Here is a 13,883-nt window from a genome sequence, read left to right on the forward strand (position 1 = left end):
CGCCGCACAACTCCAGCCGCAGCGTCTCGGTCATCGACGTCTGGGCGTGCTTGGCGGCGCAGTAGCCGCCGCCCCCCTCGTAGGAGACGAGCCCGGCGACCGACGTCAGCATCACCAGCACGCCGTCGCCCGAGGCGATCAGCTTCGGCAGCAGGGCCCTGGTCATCCGCAGCGAGCCGAGCACGTTCACGTCGTACATGCGCTGCCAGTCGGCCACCCGTCCGGCGGCGACCGGTTCCAGGCCGATCGCGCCGCCGGCGTTGTTCACCAGCACGTCGCAGCGCTCGAGCGAGGCGGCCAGGGCGTCCACGGACTCCTGCGAGGTCACGTCCAGCGTCGCGGCCCGGACCCCGGGGACCTCGTCGGCCAGTTTGTCCAGCCGGTCGCGTCGCCGCGCCGCCGCCACCACCTCGAACCCCTCGGCGGCGAGCCGCCGGGCGGTCGCCTCGCCGATCCCGCCGCTCGCGCCGGTCACCACCGCGGTCCTGCGCTTCGTCACCGCAAACCGTCCTTCTCGCATCGCTCGGCACCTCGCTTCGGTCCCCGCGCGGGCGGCGTCGCGGGACACGTCCAGAGCGGGGACACCATCCTCTCAGGAGATGCATGTGGTCGGACGCACACGCACCCCCGGGAAGTTTGTGAAGAACTTTTCGGTTATAAGCGTCTCGGAGGTGGTTCGGGTGACGCTCAGACGGCGTCGGATCAACCGGGTCGCGACGATCAGCGTGCATACGTCCCCGCTGGACCAACCGGGCACGGGGGACGCGGGAGGGATGAACGTCTACATCGTCGAGGTGGCCAAACGCCTGGCGGCCCTTGGCATCGAAGTGGAGATCTTCACCCGGCGCACCGCACGCGATCTGCCGCCGGTCGCCGAGATCGTCCCCGGCGTCCTGGTCCGTCACGTCACGGCCGGGCCGTACGAGGAACTGGACCGCGCCGACCTGCCCGGCCAGCTGTGCGGCTTCCTGTCCGGCGTGCTGCGCACCGAGGCGATGTACGACCCGGGCCGCTACGACGTCATCCACTCGCACTACTGGCTGTCCGGTCAGGTCGGCTGGCTCGCCAAGGAGCGCTGGGGAGTGCCGCTCGTGCACACCATGCACACGATGGCCAAGGTGAAGAACCTGCTGCTGGCCGAGGGCGACCGGCCCGAGCCGAAGATGCGGGTGCTCGGAGAGGAGCAGGTCGTCGAGGTCGCCGACCGGCTGGTGGCCAACACCGAGGCCGAAGCGGGGGAGCTGATCGACCTCTACGGGGCCGTCCGCGAGCGGGTGGCCGTCGTGAACCCGGGCGTCAACCTCACCGTCTTCCGGCCGGGTTCCAAGAGCGAGGCGCGTCGCCGCCTCGGCCTGGCGCGGGACGCGCACGTGCTGCTGTTCGTCGGCCGCATCCAGCCGCTGAAGGCTCCGGACGTCCTGCTCAGGGCCGCGGCGCGCATGCTCGTCGAGAACCCGGCGCTGCGGTCGAGGCTGGTCGTCGCCTGCGTGGGCGGCCCCAGCGGCAACGGCCTGGCCCATCCGTCGCTGCTCGCCGACCTCGCCGCCGAGCTGGGCGTCTCCGATGTCGTACGGCTCGCGCCGCCAGCCCCGCAGGAGGAGCTGGCCGACTGGTACCGGGCGGCCGACCTGACCGTGGTGCCCTCCCACAACGAGTCCTTCGGCCTCGTCGCGCTGGAGTCCCAGGCGTGCGGTACGCCGGTGGCCGCCGCATCCGTGGGCGGGCTGCGCACGGCCGTCCAGGACGGCGTCTCCGGAGTGCTCGTCGGCACGCACGACCCCGGCGACTGGGCCCGGGCCCTCGGCCGCCTCGTCGAGCGCCCGTCGCTGCTCGACGAGCTGTCCGCGAACGCCGTACGGCACGCGACGGGTTTCGGCTGGTCGGCGACGGCCGCGCGGCTGGTGGACGTCTACGCCGGCGCGATCGCCCAACTCCATCGGATGCCCGTCGCGGTCAACTCGTAGTCTGGATGTATGAAACCGGACCAGGAAGGCCGCCGTCGCGCGGGTGCGGACCCGGAGGGCGTGATCGAGGCCGCGCTGAAGTCGGCGGAGCTGTCGTACGAACGGCCCAGGCCCGGGGCGTTCCTGGTCAAGCTGCCGGGCCAGCACAAGCTCACCACCATGACCTGGCTCATCGTCGGTGACCAGGCGCTCAACATCGAGGCGTTCTTCTGCCGGCAGCCGGACGAGAACCACGCCGAGTTCTACCGGTGGCTGCTGCTCAAGAACGGCTCGATGTACGGCGTGCACTTCGCCGTCGACTCCATCGGGGATGTGCATCTGGTCGGCAGGCTGCCGCTCGACTCGGTGACCGAGGCGGAGATCGACCGGGTCCTCGGCTGCGTGCTCACCTACTCCGACGAGTCGTTCGACCGTGCCCTGGAGCTCGGTTTCGCCTCGTCCATCCGGCGTGAGTGGGCGTGGCGGGTCAAGCGCGGCGAGTCGCTGGCCAACCTCGAACCCTTCGCCCGGGTGATCGACTCCTGATGCCGCTCGCCGACGGAGTGAAAACCGTACGTCGATAAGATTGGCCGCATGGCGACTTTGGTGCTGCTGCGGCACGGCGAGAGCGAATGGAATGTCAAGGGCCTGTTCACCGGATGGGTGGACGTCACACTCTCGCCGACCGGCGAGGAGGAGGCACGACGGGGTGGTCGGCTCCTCGCCGAGGCGGGTATCCACCCCGACGTGGTGCACACCTCCGTGCTCACCCGGGCGATCAAGACCGCCGACCTCGCCCTCGAGGCGGCCGACCTGCTGTGGTTGCCGGTCCGCCGCTCCTGGCGGCTGAACGAGCGCCACTACGGCGCGCTGCAGGGTAAGGACAAGGCCCAGACCCGCGCCGAGTTCGGCGACGAGCAGTTCATGCTGTGGCGCCGGTCCTATGACGTCCCGCCGCCGCCGATCGCGGACGACGACGAATACTCCCAGCTCGGTGACCGCCGGTACGGCACGCTGCCGCCGGAGCTGCTGCCCAGGACCGAGTGCCTGAAGGACGTCGTGGAGCGGATGCTGCCGTACTGGTACGACGAGATCGTGCCGGACCTGGCCGTCGGCCGTACCGTGCTCGTGGTGGCCCACGGCAACTCGCTGCGCGCGCTCGTCAAGCATCTGGAGGGCATCGGCGACGCGGAGATCGCGGGGCTGAACATTCCGACCGGCATTCCGCTGCGCTACGAGCTGGACGCCGACTTCCGCCCGGTCGGCAAGGGCGAGTACCTCGACCCCGAGGCCGCCGCCGCCGCCATCGAGGCGGTCGCCAACCAGGGCAAGAAGTAACCGGTCCGGCCGGCGCCCCGAACGTGGGCGCCGCGTATGCGACCAGCTGAGCGGCGTCCATGAACGAATATTGACCGCTGGGTGAAATTTGCCGGAAAGTCCTGGTCATGCCCAGTACGGCAGGGCAGGCGGATGGAATCGCCGCCTAGCATTCTTACCGTGAACGAGTTGTTGGCGAGCCTCGCGGCGATGGGCGGATTCGTCGCCGGCTCAGTCGTGATGCTCGCGATCCGCCGGCAGGCGAACACCGAGGCGCACGTGACGACGGCACGGCCAGCCGAAACCCTGCCGCCCGGCGTCGCGTCGGTCCTCGCAGTGCTGCCGTCCTCGGCCGTCGTCCTGGACCGGGAGGACCGCGTGCTGCGCGCGAGCTCGGCCGCCCGGGCCTTCGGCCTGGTCCGCGGGGACTCTCTCATGGCGGCCGAACTGCTCGCGCTGGCCAGGAAGGTACGCAGGGACGGCGAGATCCGCGAGAGCGAGATAGAGACGGCCGGTCGCGAGTTCGGGCAGGAGACGACCACGTTCGCCGTCCGGGTGGCCCCGCTGGGCGCGCACGGCCAGGTGCTCGTCCTCGCCGAGGACCAGACCGAGCGGCAGCGGGTCGAGGCCGTACGCAGAGACTTCGTGGCCAACGTGAGTCACGAGTTGAAGACCCCGGTCGGCGCGCTGAGCCTGCTCGCCGAGACCGTACAGGGCGCGGCCGACGAACCCGACGCGGTGAAGCGCTTCGCCGGACGAATGCAGCATGAGGCGTCCCGTCTGACCTACCTCGTACAGGACCTGATCACGCTCTCGCGCATACAGGGCGGCGAGCCCATCCCGGCTCCCGGGCCGGTACGGATCGACGAGGCCGTCCATGACGCCATCGACCGCTGCAACACCAAGGCCTCGGCGAAGGACATCACGCTGGCGGCGGGCGGCGCGGAGGACCTGGTGGCCTGGGGAGACGACGAGCTTCTGGTCACGGCCCTGCGCAACCTGATCGACAACGCGATCGCCTACAGCCCGGAGCACACGCGCGTGGTGGTGAGCGCGCGGGTGACGCGGGGCTCGATCGAGGTGAGCGTGAGCGATCAGGGCATCGGCATCCCGGAGTCGGCCCAGGAACGGATCTTCGAACGGTTCTTCCGGGTCGACCCCGCCCGGTCCCGGGCCACCGGCGGCACCGGGCTCGGGCTCGCGATCGTCAAGCACGTGGCCGTCGCCCACGGCGGCGAGGTCAGCGTGTGGAGCAAGGAAGGCTCCGGATCGACCTTCACCCTCCGCCTGCCCGCGTTCGAGGACGGTCAGGCGGTCGACGCATCGAGTACGACCAACCCCCTGGAGGCCGCCAAGTGACGCGGGTTCTCGTTGTGGAGGACGAGGAGTCCTTCTCCGACGCCTTGTCGTACATGCTCCGCAAGGAAGGGTTCGAGGTCGCCGTGGCGGCGACCGGACCGGACGCGCTGGACGCCTTCGACCGCGACGGCGCGGACATCGTCCTGCTCGATCTGATGCTTCCGGGACTTCCCGGGACAGAGGTGTGCCGAACGCTCCGGCAGCGGTCGAACGTTCCCGTGATCATGTTGACCGCGAAGGACAGCGAGATCGACAAGGTCGTCGGCCTGGAGCTCGGGGCCGACGACTACGTGACCAAGCCGTTCTCGTCAAGAGAGCTGGTGGCCCGCATCCGTGCGGTGCTGCGGCGGCGTGGCGACGTCGAGGAGCCGGAGTCGGCGGTGCTCACGGCCGGGCCGGTCCGGATGGACGTGGACCGGCACGTCGTGGCCGTACGCGGCCGGCAGGTGCAACTCCCGCTCAAGGAGTTCGAACTGCTCGAGGTGCTGCTGCGCAACGTCGGGCGGGTGCTGACCCGCGGCCAGCTCATCGACCGGGTATGGGGAGCCGACTACGTGGGCGACACCAAGACCCTGGACGTCCACGTCAAGCGCCTGCGCGCCAAGGTCGAGGCGGATCCCGCGAACCCGCGCTGCATCCTCACTGTCCGCGGCCTCGGCTACAAGTTCGACCCGATCGAGGACTGACAGCGATCCCAGGTTCCGGTTCCGGTACGGCTGTGGCGTACCGGAACCGGACGTCGGGTGTCTCAGGTCTGCTCGTTGAGATCCGGGGCCGGGGACCCGGACGGCGTGGGGCTCGCGGTCGGGGACTCCGACGGCATCGGGGTGGCGGACGGCGGGGCGGCCGGCGGAAGCGAGGCGAACTCGCGGCTCCTGGTGATCACCGGCACGTCGAGCGGGATGGCTCCGGCGTTCTTGAACTGCAGAGTGAGCCGCAGGGTCTCGCCGCCGCGCAGCGGCCGCTTGAGCCCCTCGACGGTGACGCCGGGCGTCTTGACGAGTGTGGCCGGCTGCACCTCGATCGGGCTGGGCACGTTGACGCGGACGGCCTGCTGGTCGTCCGTCGCGATGGAGGTGAGGGTGTCGGCGCCCTCGTTGTTGCTCACGAGCGTGAGGTAGACCGGTGCCGAGCCTCCGGCGGCGATCTGCTGACCCGAGTCCGGGCCGAGGACGAACGCCTGGCTGATCATGACGCCGTTCTTGCCGTAGCTCATGCCCGAGCCGGTGTTCTCCATGAGGACTCCCGCCTCCGTCGGGGAGTAGGGCATGTTGGTGTTGGCGTCGAAACCGGCGCCACACGCGGCCAGTGCAGGGATGGCGGTGAGGAGCGCGGCAATGGCGATCACCCTGCGGCGGCTGCTGCTGGTCACGGTTCGAGGTCTCCTTGGTACGGACGTGTATGGGGCAGCAATCACCTTATCCGCGCGGCTGACCGGTTCGACGGCCGCTCCCGGCGGTGTCGGAAAGGCCTGGCAGTGCAGGTCACCCTGTATGCCAGAAATGCCGATTCATAGAGTCGACGGCTTGTCAAGTCCCAAAACGAGGCTTTGACCTGCAGTTATGTTCCTTTCACTGTTCCGAGAGGCGGTGGCCACGTGGTACCCTGGAGTACAGCGGAAGGGGTACTCGTCACATGACTTTCCAGGTCGGCGACACTGTCGTCTACCCCCACCATGGGGCTGCTCGGATCGAGGCCATCACGACCCGAACCATCAAGGGTGAGGAAAAGACCTATTTGGTGCTGAAGGTCGACAAGGGCGACCTTACCGTACAGGTGCCAGCGGAAAACGCCGAACTCGTCGGGGTACGCGACGTCGTCGGCCAAGAGGGACTCGAGCGCGTTTTCGACGTGCTGCGCATGCCGCACACGGAGGAGCCCACCAACTGGTCCCGCCGCTACAAGGCCAACCTTGAGAAGCTCGCGTCGGGTGACGTCAACAAGGTGGCCGAGGTCGTACGCGACCTTTGGCGCCGGGACAAGGAACGCGGCCTGTCCGCGGGTGAGAAGCGAATGCTGGCGAAGGCACGGCAGATTCTCGTGAGCGAACTCGCCCTGGCCGAGAAGACCAACGAGGACAAGGCCGAAGCTCTGCTCGACGAGGTGCTGAACTCCTGAATATGACATCGCCAAGGGTGGGCGTCGGAGTCGATGTCCACCCTTTCGCGTTCGGTAGGGATCTCCACCTCGCAGGGCTGTACTGGCCCGGGGAGACCGGCCTCGCCGGGCACTCGGACGGCGACGCCGCCGCCCACGCGTGCTGCGACGCGCTGTTGTCGGCCGCCGGACTCGGAGACGTCGGCGGCCTGTTCGGCACCGCCGACGCGAGATGGGCCGGGGCCTCCGGTGTCGCACTCCTCGAGGAGACCGTACGGCAGGTGCGGGCGGCCGGTTTCGAGATCGGCAACGTGGCGGTGCAGATCATCGGCAACCGCCCGAAGGTCGCACCGCGACGTGCGGAGGCGGAGAAGACACTGGGGGCGGCGATCGGCGCGCCGGTCAGCGTCAGCGCCACCACCACCGACGGTCTCGGTCTCACCGGCCGGGGCGAGGGCATCGCGGCCATCGCGACCGCCGTCATTCTCCGTTGACGTCGACCGGGACCACGCGGTGAGAACGTCCGGGACCGCCACTCTTTTTCGTTTGCTGGACGCATATTTCCCGGACGTGGGGTATCCCTCCCCCCTGAGAGTGAAAGGGTCACCCTCAAGGGGAGGTCGATATGACAATCGGGACGATTTTCGGCGCCATCATCATCGGTGCGATCATCGGTGCTCTCGGGCGCCTCTTCCTGCCGGGCCGGCAGCCGATCGGCTGGATTCTGACGATCGTGGTCGGCATCGTCGCCGCGCTGATCGGAACCGCTCTCGCCCAGGTCATGGGAGTGTCGACCACGCCGGGTGTCGACTGGATCGAACTCGTCATGCAGGTGGTGCTGGCGGTCGTCGGCGTCTCGATCGTGGCCGGCATCCGCGGCCGATCCCGCGTCTAGGCAATGGGTAGCCCGCAAGCCGGCATGCGAGGCGGAACCGGCAAGCCGTGTCATGACCAGTGAGGGCCCGCCAGGCCGTTGAAGCGACCTGGCGGGCCGTAGCACGTTGTACGGGTGTCACGGGTGGTCCCCCGGTCACATCCGTCCGGATTCTCTCTGCTCCTCCGGGTCTGATTCCGCTGCCACGGATGGCGGCGTGATTCGTGGCGTGATTCAAACGGTTCACGCGGAATCGGCGATTATTGGCCGATCTGGTCCTTTCGGGGAGCTTCGTTATTTGGGCGGGAGCGGGGTGCTCCGCATGCGCCCGGACGGCGGGGCGAGCGGCACGTCGTCGCGTTCGTCGCCGTGGTCGGGGCGGGCGCCGCTGGGGGCGTGTTGTTCCTCCGGGTCGGCGGCCTCCATGTCATGGGCCGGGTCAGAGGCACCTGGGATGTCAGAGGCGCCGGGGATGTGGCGGAGCGGTTGCGTGTCGACGCCCGACTCGTCCATCGTCGCGGGTTCCATCGCCCGATCCGGCGCGGACGCGGGATCGGACACGACATCGGGCACCGGAGCGGGCAGTGGGCCGGGCGCCGGCGTGGACCCGGCGGTCGAGGCGTCATCGGGAGCCTCGGACGCCGCGGAGGCGTGTGCCGACTCGGGCTCGTCGGGAGGTTCGCCGGCGGCCCGGCGCCTGGGATGGACGAGCACGTCACCCGTACGGGGACGGACCAGGTCACCCCAGCGGAGGGGACGGTCGCGCGGCGGCTCCGATGACCCCGGGGACTCTGATGACTCCGGTGACTCCGATGACCCCGGGGATTCGGGTGGCTCTGGCGACTCGGGTCGCTCTGCCGACGGGGATGGCTCTGGGGACTCCGAGGGCTGTTGAGCCTTGGCCGGTTCAGCGGCCGAGGCTTCGGCGGCAGAGTTCCGGGTGTCGGGGCCTTGGGTGTCGGAGGACTGGGCGTCGGAGGACTGGGCGTCGGGGGACTGGTCGGTGGGCGGCTGCCCTGCCGTGGACCGGAGACCGGAGACCGCATCCGTCTCGCCGGGGTCGGCGGGAGCGGGTGGCGTAGCCGACGCGGCAGCCGTACCGACCGGGCCTGCCGGGGCGGTACGTGGAGGAACGGCAGGACTGGGTCCGACGCCGGGTGTGGGTTCGTCGCCGGGAGTGGACTCGAGGGGGAGGGCCCTCCGTTCTCGGTCGAACGGCACGAAATCCTCGTCCTCCCCGGCATCCTCCCCGGCATCCTCCCCGGCATCCTCGTCGTCGAGGTCGGCCCGGTTCGTACGTGCGTGTTTGAGAAGGAGCAGCAGGAGCCAGAGCCCGAGAACGAGCATCACCCAGGGAAGCATCGCCACGACGACGGCCGCCTGCCTCGGGTCGAAGGTCGTCTCGGTGGCGGTCGACACGGCGGCCGCGGCAGCGGCCGCCAGCAGGAGGATCAGGATGAAGCCGGCCTGTGACCGCACCAGCGGTCGCACGCCGCGCAGCAGGGGAACGCACACCAGGGCGACGATCAGCAGAACGTCGAACGCCGCGGGGTAGAGGTAGGCGAGCTGCGGATCAGCGCGTCCGGCGAGGGCCAGTTGACGCAGATCCTCGAAGGAAAGCGCGCAGGCCGCCCCAGCCAGCAGGGCAAGGGCGACGGCCGCCAGGCCGACGGCCGTACGGCGCAGCGCGAGGGGGGTCTCGGCGGCGGTGGATCGAGAGGAGCGGGAAGTGGACCGCACGACGGCGCGGGTTCCGGCGGCCGTGGTACGGCGTTCCGAGGTGCTGGCGACACCGTGTCCTCGAGAGTCGGCGCCACGGTGTCCTTGAGCGGGGGGAGTCGCGTTCATGGCTTTTCGAGCCTACAGAATGGGCCCGGTAGGTAGATCGGTACCGCAGGATCCAGTGGTGAAGTGGCGCTACGGGGCCGTCAAGAGCCGTCAAGAACCGTCAAGAGCCGTCAAGAGGCAGAGCCGGGCGGGAACGGAGTGGAATCATCTGCGATGGAAGAGCGTTAGGCGCTCTTCGTACAGCTGCTCTTCACATGAACGAAGGAGGATCCCGATGCTGCCGGACGGCGCCCGTGATCTGTTCGATGGAACCAACTTCGCCACCATCGCGAGCCTCAACCCCGACGGAAGCCCCCAGGCGTCGGTGGTCTGGGTCAAGGCCGACGGCGACGACGTCCTGTTCTCGACCGTGAAGGGCCGCCGCAAGCACCAGAACATCGTCCGCGACCCGCGGGTGTCGATCGTGGTCGTCGACGCGGCCAACCCCTATCGCTACGCCGAGGTCCGCGGTACGGCCGAGTTCGTCGATGACAAGACGGGCGAGCTGATCCAGGAGCTGTCCCGCAAGTACACCGGCCAGGACTGGGCGGAGGCCGACCCGAACGCCGAGCGAGTCATCGTGCGCATCACCCCGAACAAGACAATCGTCCGCTAGGTGATTTTTCCCTATTGACGGGACTTATGGGGCACGAGTGCTGGCCGTACGGTGGGAAATGCGCCCGCGAACGCGTCCAGGGGCTCACAAGTAGGCCAGGAGCGCGGCGTCAGGCGTTAGCCTTGCGTGTGTGAGCCTGCACCTCTACGACACCAGCACACGTGCTGTCCGCGAATTCGTTCCGGTCGAGCCCGGCCGGGTCTCGATGTACCTGTGTGGTGCGACCGTTCAGGCTCCGCCGCACATCGGTCACATCCGGTCCGGCGTCAACTTCGACGTGCTCCGCAGATGGCTGATGCGGCAGGGCTACGACGTGACGCTCTGCCGCAACGTCACCGACCTCGACGACAAGATCATCCGAGTGGCCGCCGAGGAAGGCGTCCCGTGGTTCGTGGTCGCCGAACGCAACCAGCGTGCCTTCTCCTGGGCGTACGACCAGCTCGGCTGCCTGCCGCCCACGGTCGAACCGCGCGCGATGGGCCACGTCCCCGAGATGGTCGAACTGATGCGGCGGCTCATCGACAAGGGCCACGCGTACGCCGCGGGCGGCGACGTCTACTTCGACGTCGTGTCGTACGCCGAGCGGTACGGCAAGCTCTCCAACCAGAGGCTGGAGAACATGCGGGCCGCCGGCGACACCGACACCGACTCGCTCAAGCGCGACCCGCGTGACTTCGCCCTGTGGAAGGGCGCCAAGCCCGGCGAGCCGACATGGCCGACGCCGTGGGGCCGCGGCCGTCCCGGCTGGCACCTGGAGTGCTCGGCGATGGCCACCAAGTATCTCGGAGAGACCTTCGACATCCACGGTGGCGGCGTCGACCTGATCTTCCCGCACCACGAGAACGAGATCGCCCAGTCGCAGGCGGCGGGCGACGGCTTCGCGCGCTACTGGCTGCACAACGGCCTGCTGAAGCTCGGCGGCGAGAAGATGAGCAAGTCGCTCGGCAACTCACTGCTGATACCCGAAATGCTCCGCAAGGTCCGCGCTGTCGAGCTGCGTTACTACCTCGTCGCGGCCCATTACCGGTCGGAGATCGACTACTCGGAGGAGGCCCTCCAGGAGGCCGCGGCCGGTTATCGGCGGATCGAGGGGTTCGTCACGCGGGCGGCGGAGGTGATCCACGATGTGGACGCCGACGCCCCGCTGCCGCAGGCGTTCGTGGACGCCATGGACGACGATCTGAACGTCTCCCAGGCGCTGGCGGTGATCCACGAGGTCGTCCGCGAGGGCAACGTGGCATTGGCCCAGGGCAACAAGGAGCAGGTCGCCCGACTGCTGGCCGAGACGCAGAACATGCTCGACGTGATCGGTCTCGACCCCAGGTCGGAGCAGTGGCGTGCGAGCGGCGGCTCGGGGATGCGCGAGGTGGTCGACGCGCTGATCGCGGTCGCGCTGGAGCAGCGCCAGGCCGCCCGAGCCCGCAAGGACTACGCCGCGGCCGACGCGATCCGCGAGCAGCTCGCCGCCGCCGGCGTCGTGGTCGAGGACACCCCCAAGGGCCCCCGCTGGGAACTGGCCCGTTAGGTCGTGTCTGACAAAGCTCCCCGGCGTGGGCCGTACGCTAGAGACCATGGCTGGACGGGCTTCAGGGAAGCCATCAAAGAAGCAGGGTCCGACTAGGGGTACGGGCGGGAAGGGCCGGCGTTCCCTGGAGGGCAAGGGAGCGACTCCGCCCGCGCACATGCGGCACTGGTACAAGGACAAGGCACGCGCCGAGCGGCTCGAGCGCGAGGCCGCCGGGCGTGCGTCCGGCGAGCGTACGGCTCGCACGCCGAGCCGCCAGCGCCGGGACGACGCTCCGGAGATCATCGGCGGGCGCAACCCCGTCCTGGAGGCGCTGCGCGCCGCTATCCCGGCGAACGCGCTCTACATCGCGCAGCGGATCGACAGCGACGACCGGGTCCGGGAGTCGATCAAGCTCGCGGCCGATCGCGGCATCGCGCTGCTGGAGGTCACCCGCGACAAACTCGACCGGCTGACGGAGAGCACCGTCCACCAGGGCATCGGCCTGCAGATCCCGCCCTACGAGTACGCTCACCCCGAGCAACTCGTCGAGCGGGCGCAGGACGCCGCGGAGGTGCCGTTGATCGTGGCCCTCGACGGGGTGACCGACCCGCGCAACCTCGGCGCCATCGCGCGTTCGGCGACCGCGTTCGGAGCGCACGGACTCGTCGTCCCGTCGCGTCGGTCGGCCGGCGTTACGGCGGGCGCGTGGAAGACCTCGGCCGGCACACTCGCCACCCTCCCGGTCGCCCGCGCGTCGAACCTGACCCAGACGCTCACCGCGTACCGCGAGGCCGGCCTGTTCGTGATCGGCCTCGACGGCAACGCGACCGTGGATGTCGCCGACGCCGAGTTGGCCACTGAGCCGCTCGTCGTGGTCGTCGGCTCCGAGGGCAAGGGCCTGTCCCGGCTGGTGCGGGAGGCGTGTGACCTGGTCGTACGCATCCCCATGAACGCCGCGGCCGAGTCGCTCAACGCGGGCGTCGCCGCCGGGATCGCCCTCTACGAGGTCGCACGTCGCCGTCGCCGGTGATTTCACCGTGACGATCGGGCCTCCGGCCCACTAAACTCGTCCCGGTAGGCCGCCTTAGCTCAATCGGCAGAGCATCTGTCTTGTAAACAGAAGGTCTGGGGTTCGATTCCCCAAGGCGGCTCTCACGTACAAGGCCCCTGACCAGCGGTTTCGCGGTCAGGGGCCTTTGTCTGTCCGGTGCATTCCGACGATCTTGCTGATCTTTCGCGCTCCCCGCGACAGCAGGGCCTGGAGTTGGGCGCGGCTGTCAGTCGACACCAGGCCAGGCACGTCGGACGCGTGGAACGTCCCGGTGATCTGAGTGTCGAGGTCGATCCGGTCGGTGAACGCGCGGTATGCATTCAGAAGGGAGTCGGGAAGGCGAAACGGTTTACGACCCCGCTTGTGGGACCGGAGGCATGCTGATTGAGGTGATCGAGCACGTGAAGGCCAATGGTGGACGACCTCAGACGTTGTGGGGCAAGTTGTACGGCCAGGAGAAGGTACTCGCAACCTCCGGCCTCGGCTGTACACAACTCCGCCCGAACGCACTCCGGACTGTATGGCGGCACGTACGATCAGCTGGCGCGCCATGATCAGGAGGATTCCGGTTGACGAGCATAAGGGTACGTCCGCATGTCGCCCGTGTCCTGGAGCGGACCCACGCCGTGCTGCTCCCCTTCGACGGCACGCTGCGATCTCTTCATCGACGTGGACACCGCGGCGATCACCGAGAAGATCTACAACATGCTCTTCTCCGCGGGACACAGGATGTCGATCCTGACCGCCGTCGTGGACGATCCCCTGTGGAAGATGGGACTACGCCCACCACGTCGGCCGGGACTACGGCGCGGAAGCCGAGAAGATGGTGCGGGAGGCCGAGATGGGTGCGGCCATAACGGCCGCACCCACACCTGGGGCGCTTGAGGTGTTGCAGGCCTGCCAGGCTAGCGGCAGGCCGGTCGCGGTAGTGGGTGACACCTGTTCCGCGGCCATGGAGACCTACCTCGATGCGCACCGCCTACGTCACCTGGTGGGACCGGTCATCGGGCGTGAGCGACGGCCGATCTCGTCGGAGATGCCGGGTGTCGACCTCGTACGGCAGGCGGTGAAGGTCCTGGGGGTGGAGCCGTCCAACTGCACGCTGGTCGGCAGGTCCTTCATGGGAATGTACGTAGCTGCGCAGGCCGGCATTCAGGCGATCGGTGTTGTGAGCAAAAACGGCAGCCGCAAGCATCTCGCGGGTGTCCATGGGTCGGTCGTCGTCTCTACGCTTCCTCAACTGGCCGATGCACTCACGACCGTCTCGGTGACCACTCCGCCTTGAGCGTTAC

Annotated in this window: 16 protein-coding genes and 1 tRNA gene; 14 read left to right on the top strand and 3 right to left on the bottom strand. The window is 68.8% G+C overall.

Annotation, left to right across the window (positions count from 1 at the left end; genetic code table 11):
- Nucleotides 1-499: SDR family oxidoreductase (locus tag Mth01_RS08920; protein ID WP_239089489.1), on the bottom strand; the 499-nt coding region annotated here is incomplete at its 3' end.
- Nucleotides 500-680: 181 nt separating this feature from the next.
- On the opposite strand from Mth01_RS08920, the gene mshA reads away from it, so the two are divergent.
- From mshA to Mth01_RS08945, 5 genes are all read left to right on the top strand, one after another.
- The gene (gene mshA / locus Mth01_RS08925) at nt 681-1,964 is read left to right on the top strand and encodes a D-inositol-3-phosphate glycosyltransferase (RefSeq protein ID WP_239089490.1); all 1,284 of its coding nucleotides are present in this window, start codon (nt 681-683) and stop codon (nt 1,962-1,964) included.
- Between the two features lie 9 nt (nt 1,965-1,973).
- Nucleotides 1,974-2,489 (top strand): type III secretion system chaperone family protein, encoded by a 516-nt coding sequence (locus Mth01_RS08930; protein ID WP_204014306.1) that lies wholly within the window; start codon nt 1,974-1,976, stop codon nt 2,487-2,489.
- Nucleotides 2,490-2,537: 48 nt separating this feature from the next.
- Nucleotides 2,538-3,281 carry a phosphoglyceromutase gene (locus tag Mth01_RS08935; protein WP_204014308.1) on the top strand — a complete coding sequence of 248 codons (744 nt, stop codon included), beginning with the start codon at nt 2,538-2,540 and terminating at the stop codon, nt 3,279-3,281.
- A 132-nt stretch (nt 3,282-3,413) separates the two neighbouring features.
- Complete coding sequence (locus Mth01_RS08940; protein ID WP_407695928.1) at nt 3,414-4,619, top strand: sensor histidine kinase; 1,206 nt, start codon at nt 3,414-3,416, stop codon at nt 4,617-4,619.
- A complete protein-coding gene (locus Mth01_RS08945) occupies nt 4,616-5,305 on the top strand; it encodes a response regulator transcription factor (protein ID WP_204014310.1) in 690 nt (229 codons plus the stop codon). Before Mth01_RS08940 ends, Mth01_RS08945 begins: the two co-directional genes overlap by 4 nt.
- A 62-nt stretch (nt 5,306-5,367) precedes the next feature.
- On the opposite strand, the gene Mth01_RS08950 is transcribed toward Mth01_RS08945, so the two are convergent.
- On the bottom strand, nt 5,368-5,991 hold the full coding sequence (locus Mth01_RS08950) for a copper chaperone PCu(A)C (protein ID WP_204014312.1): 624 nt from the start codon (nt 5,989-5,991) through the stop codon (nt 5,368-5,370).
- Between the two features lie 263 nt (nt 5,992-6,254).
- On the opposite strand from Mth01_RS08950, the gene Mth01_RS08955 reads away from it, so the two are divergent.
- The 3 genes from Mth01_RS08955 to Mth01_RS08965 all read left to right on the top strand — a co-directional run bounded on the left by Mth01_RS08955 (nt 6,255) and on the right by Mth01_RS08965 (nt 7,611).
- Nucleotides 6,255-6,737 (top strand): CarD family transcriptional regulator, encoded by a 483-nt coding sequence (locus tag Mth01_RS08955; protein WP_030510364.1) that lies wholly within the window; start codon nt 6,255-6,257, stop codon nt 6,735-6,737.
- Between the two features lie 2 nt (nt 6,738-6,739).
- Nucleotides 6,740-7,210 (top strand): 2-C-methyl-D-erythritol 2,4-cyclodiphosphate synthase, encoded by a 471-nt coding sequence (gene ispF, locus Mth01_RS08960; RefSeq protein WP_204014314.1) that lies wholly within the window; start codon nt 6,740-6,742, stop codon nt 7,208-7,210.
- Between the two features lie 131 nt (nt 7,211-7,341).
- The gene (locus tag Mth01_RS08965) at nt 7,342-7,611 is read left to right on the top strand and encodes a GlsB/YeaQ/YmgE family stress response membrane protein (protein ID WP_204014316.1); all 270 of its coding nucleotides are present in this window, start codon (nt 7,342-7,344) and stop codon (nt 7,609-7,611) included.
- Nucleotides 7,612-7,884: 273 nt separating this feature from the next.
- On the opposite strand, the gene Mth01_RS08970 is transcribed toward Mth01_RS08965, so the two are convergent.
- Nucleotides 7,885-9,438, bottom strand: a complete 1,554-nt coding sequence (locus Mth01_RS08970) for a DUF2637 domain-containing protein (RefSeq protein ID WP_204014318.1) — start codon at nt 9,436-9,438, stop codon at nt 7,885-7,887.
- A 214-nt stretch (nt 9,439-9,652) separates the two neighbouring features.
- Here Mth01_RS08970 and Mth01_RS08975 point away from each other — a divergent pair, with 214 nt between their 5' ends.
- The 6 genes from Mth01_RS08975 (at nt 9,653) to Mth01_RS09000 (ending at nt 13,876) form a co-directional block, all read left to right on the top strand.
- A complete protein-coding gene (locus tag Mth01_RS08975) occupies nt 9,653-10,033 on the top strand; it encodes a PPOX class F420-dependent oxidoreductase (RefSeq protein ID WP_204014321.1) in 381 nt (126 codons plus the stop codon).
- Between the two features lie 130 nt (nt 10,034-10,163).
- The gene (cysS, locus tag Mth01_RS08980) at nt 10,164-11,558 is read left to right on the top strand and encodes a cysteine--tRNA ligase (RefSeq protein ID WP_204014324.1); all 1,395 of its coding nucleotides are present in this window, start codon (nt 10,164-10,166) and stop codon (nt 11,556-11,558) included.
- 46 nt (nt 11,559-11,604) lie between these two features.
- Entirely contained in the window at nt 11,605-12,570 is a 966-nt protein-coding gene (gene rlmB / locus Mth01_RS08985) for a 23S rRNA (guanosine(2251)-2'-O)-methyltransferase RlmB (RefSeq protein WP_204014327.1), read from the top strand.
- A gap of 48 nt (nt 12,571-12,618) precedes the next feature.
- Nucleotides 12,619-12,691 (top strand) — tRNA-Thr (locus Mth01_RS08990).
- Nucleotides 12,692-12,905: 214 nt separating this feature from the next.
- Entirely contained in the window at nt 12,906-13,145 is a 240-nt protein-coding gene (locus Mth01_RS30370) for an N-6 DNA methylase (RefSeq protein ID WP_204014329.1), read from the top strand.
- 287 nt (nt 13,146-13,432) lie between these two features.
- On the top strand, nt 13,433-13,876 hold the full coding sequence (locus tag Mth01_RS09000; RefSeq protein WP_204014331.1) for an HAD family hydrolase: 444 nt from the start codon (nt 13,433-13,435) through the stop codon (nt 13,874-13,876).
- The last annotated feature ends 7 nt before the right edge of the window (nt 13,877-13,883 follow it).

Origin of the sequence: Sphaerimonospora thailandensis, assembly GCF_016863115.1 — a bacterium.
GTDB classification, from domain to species: Bacteria; Actinomycetota; Actinomycetes; order Streptosporangiales; family Streptosporangiaceae; genus Sphaerimonospora; species Sphaerimonospora cavernae.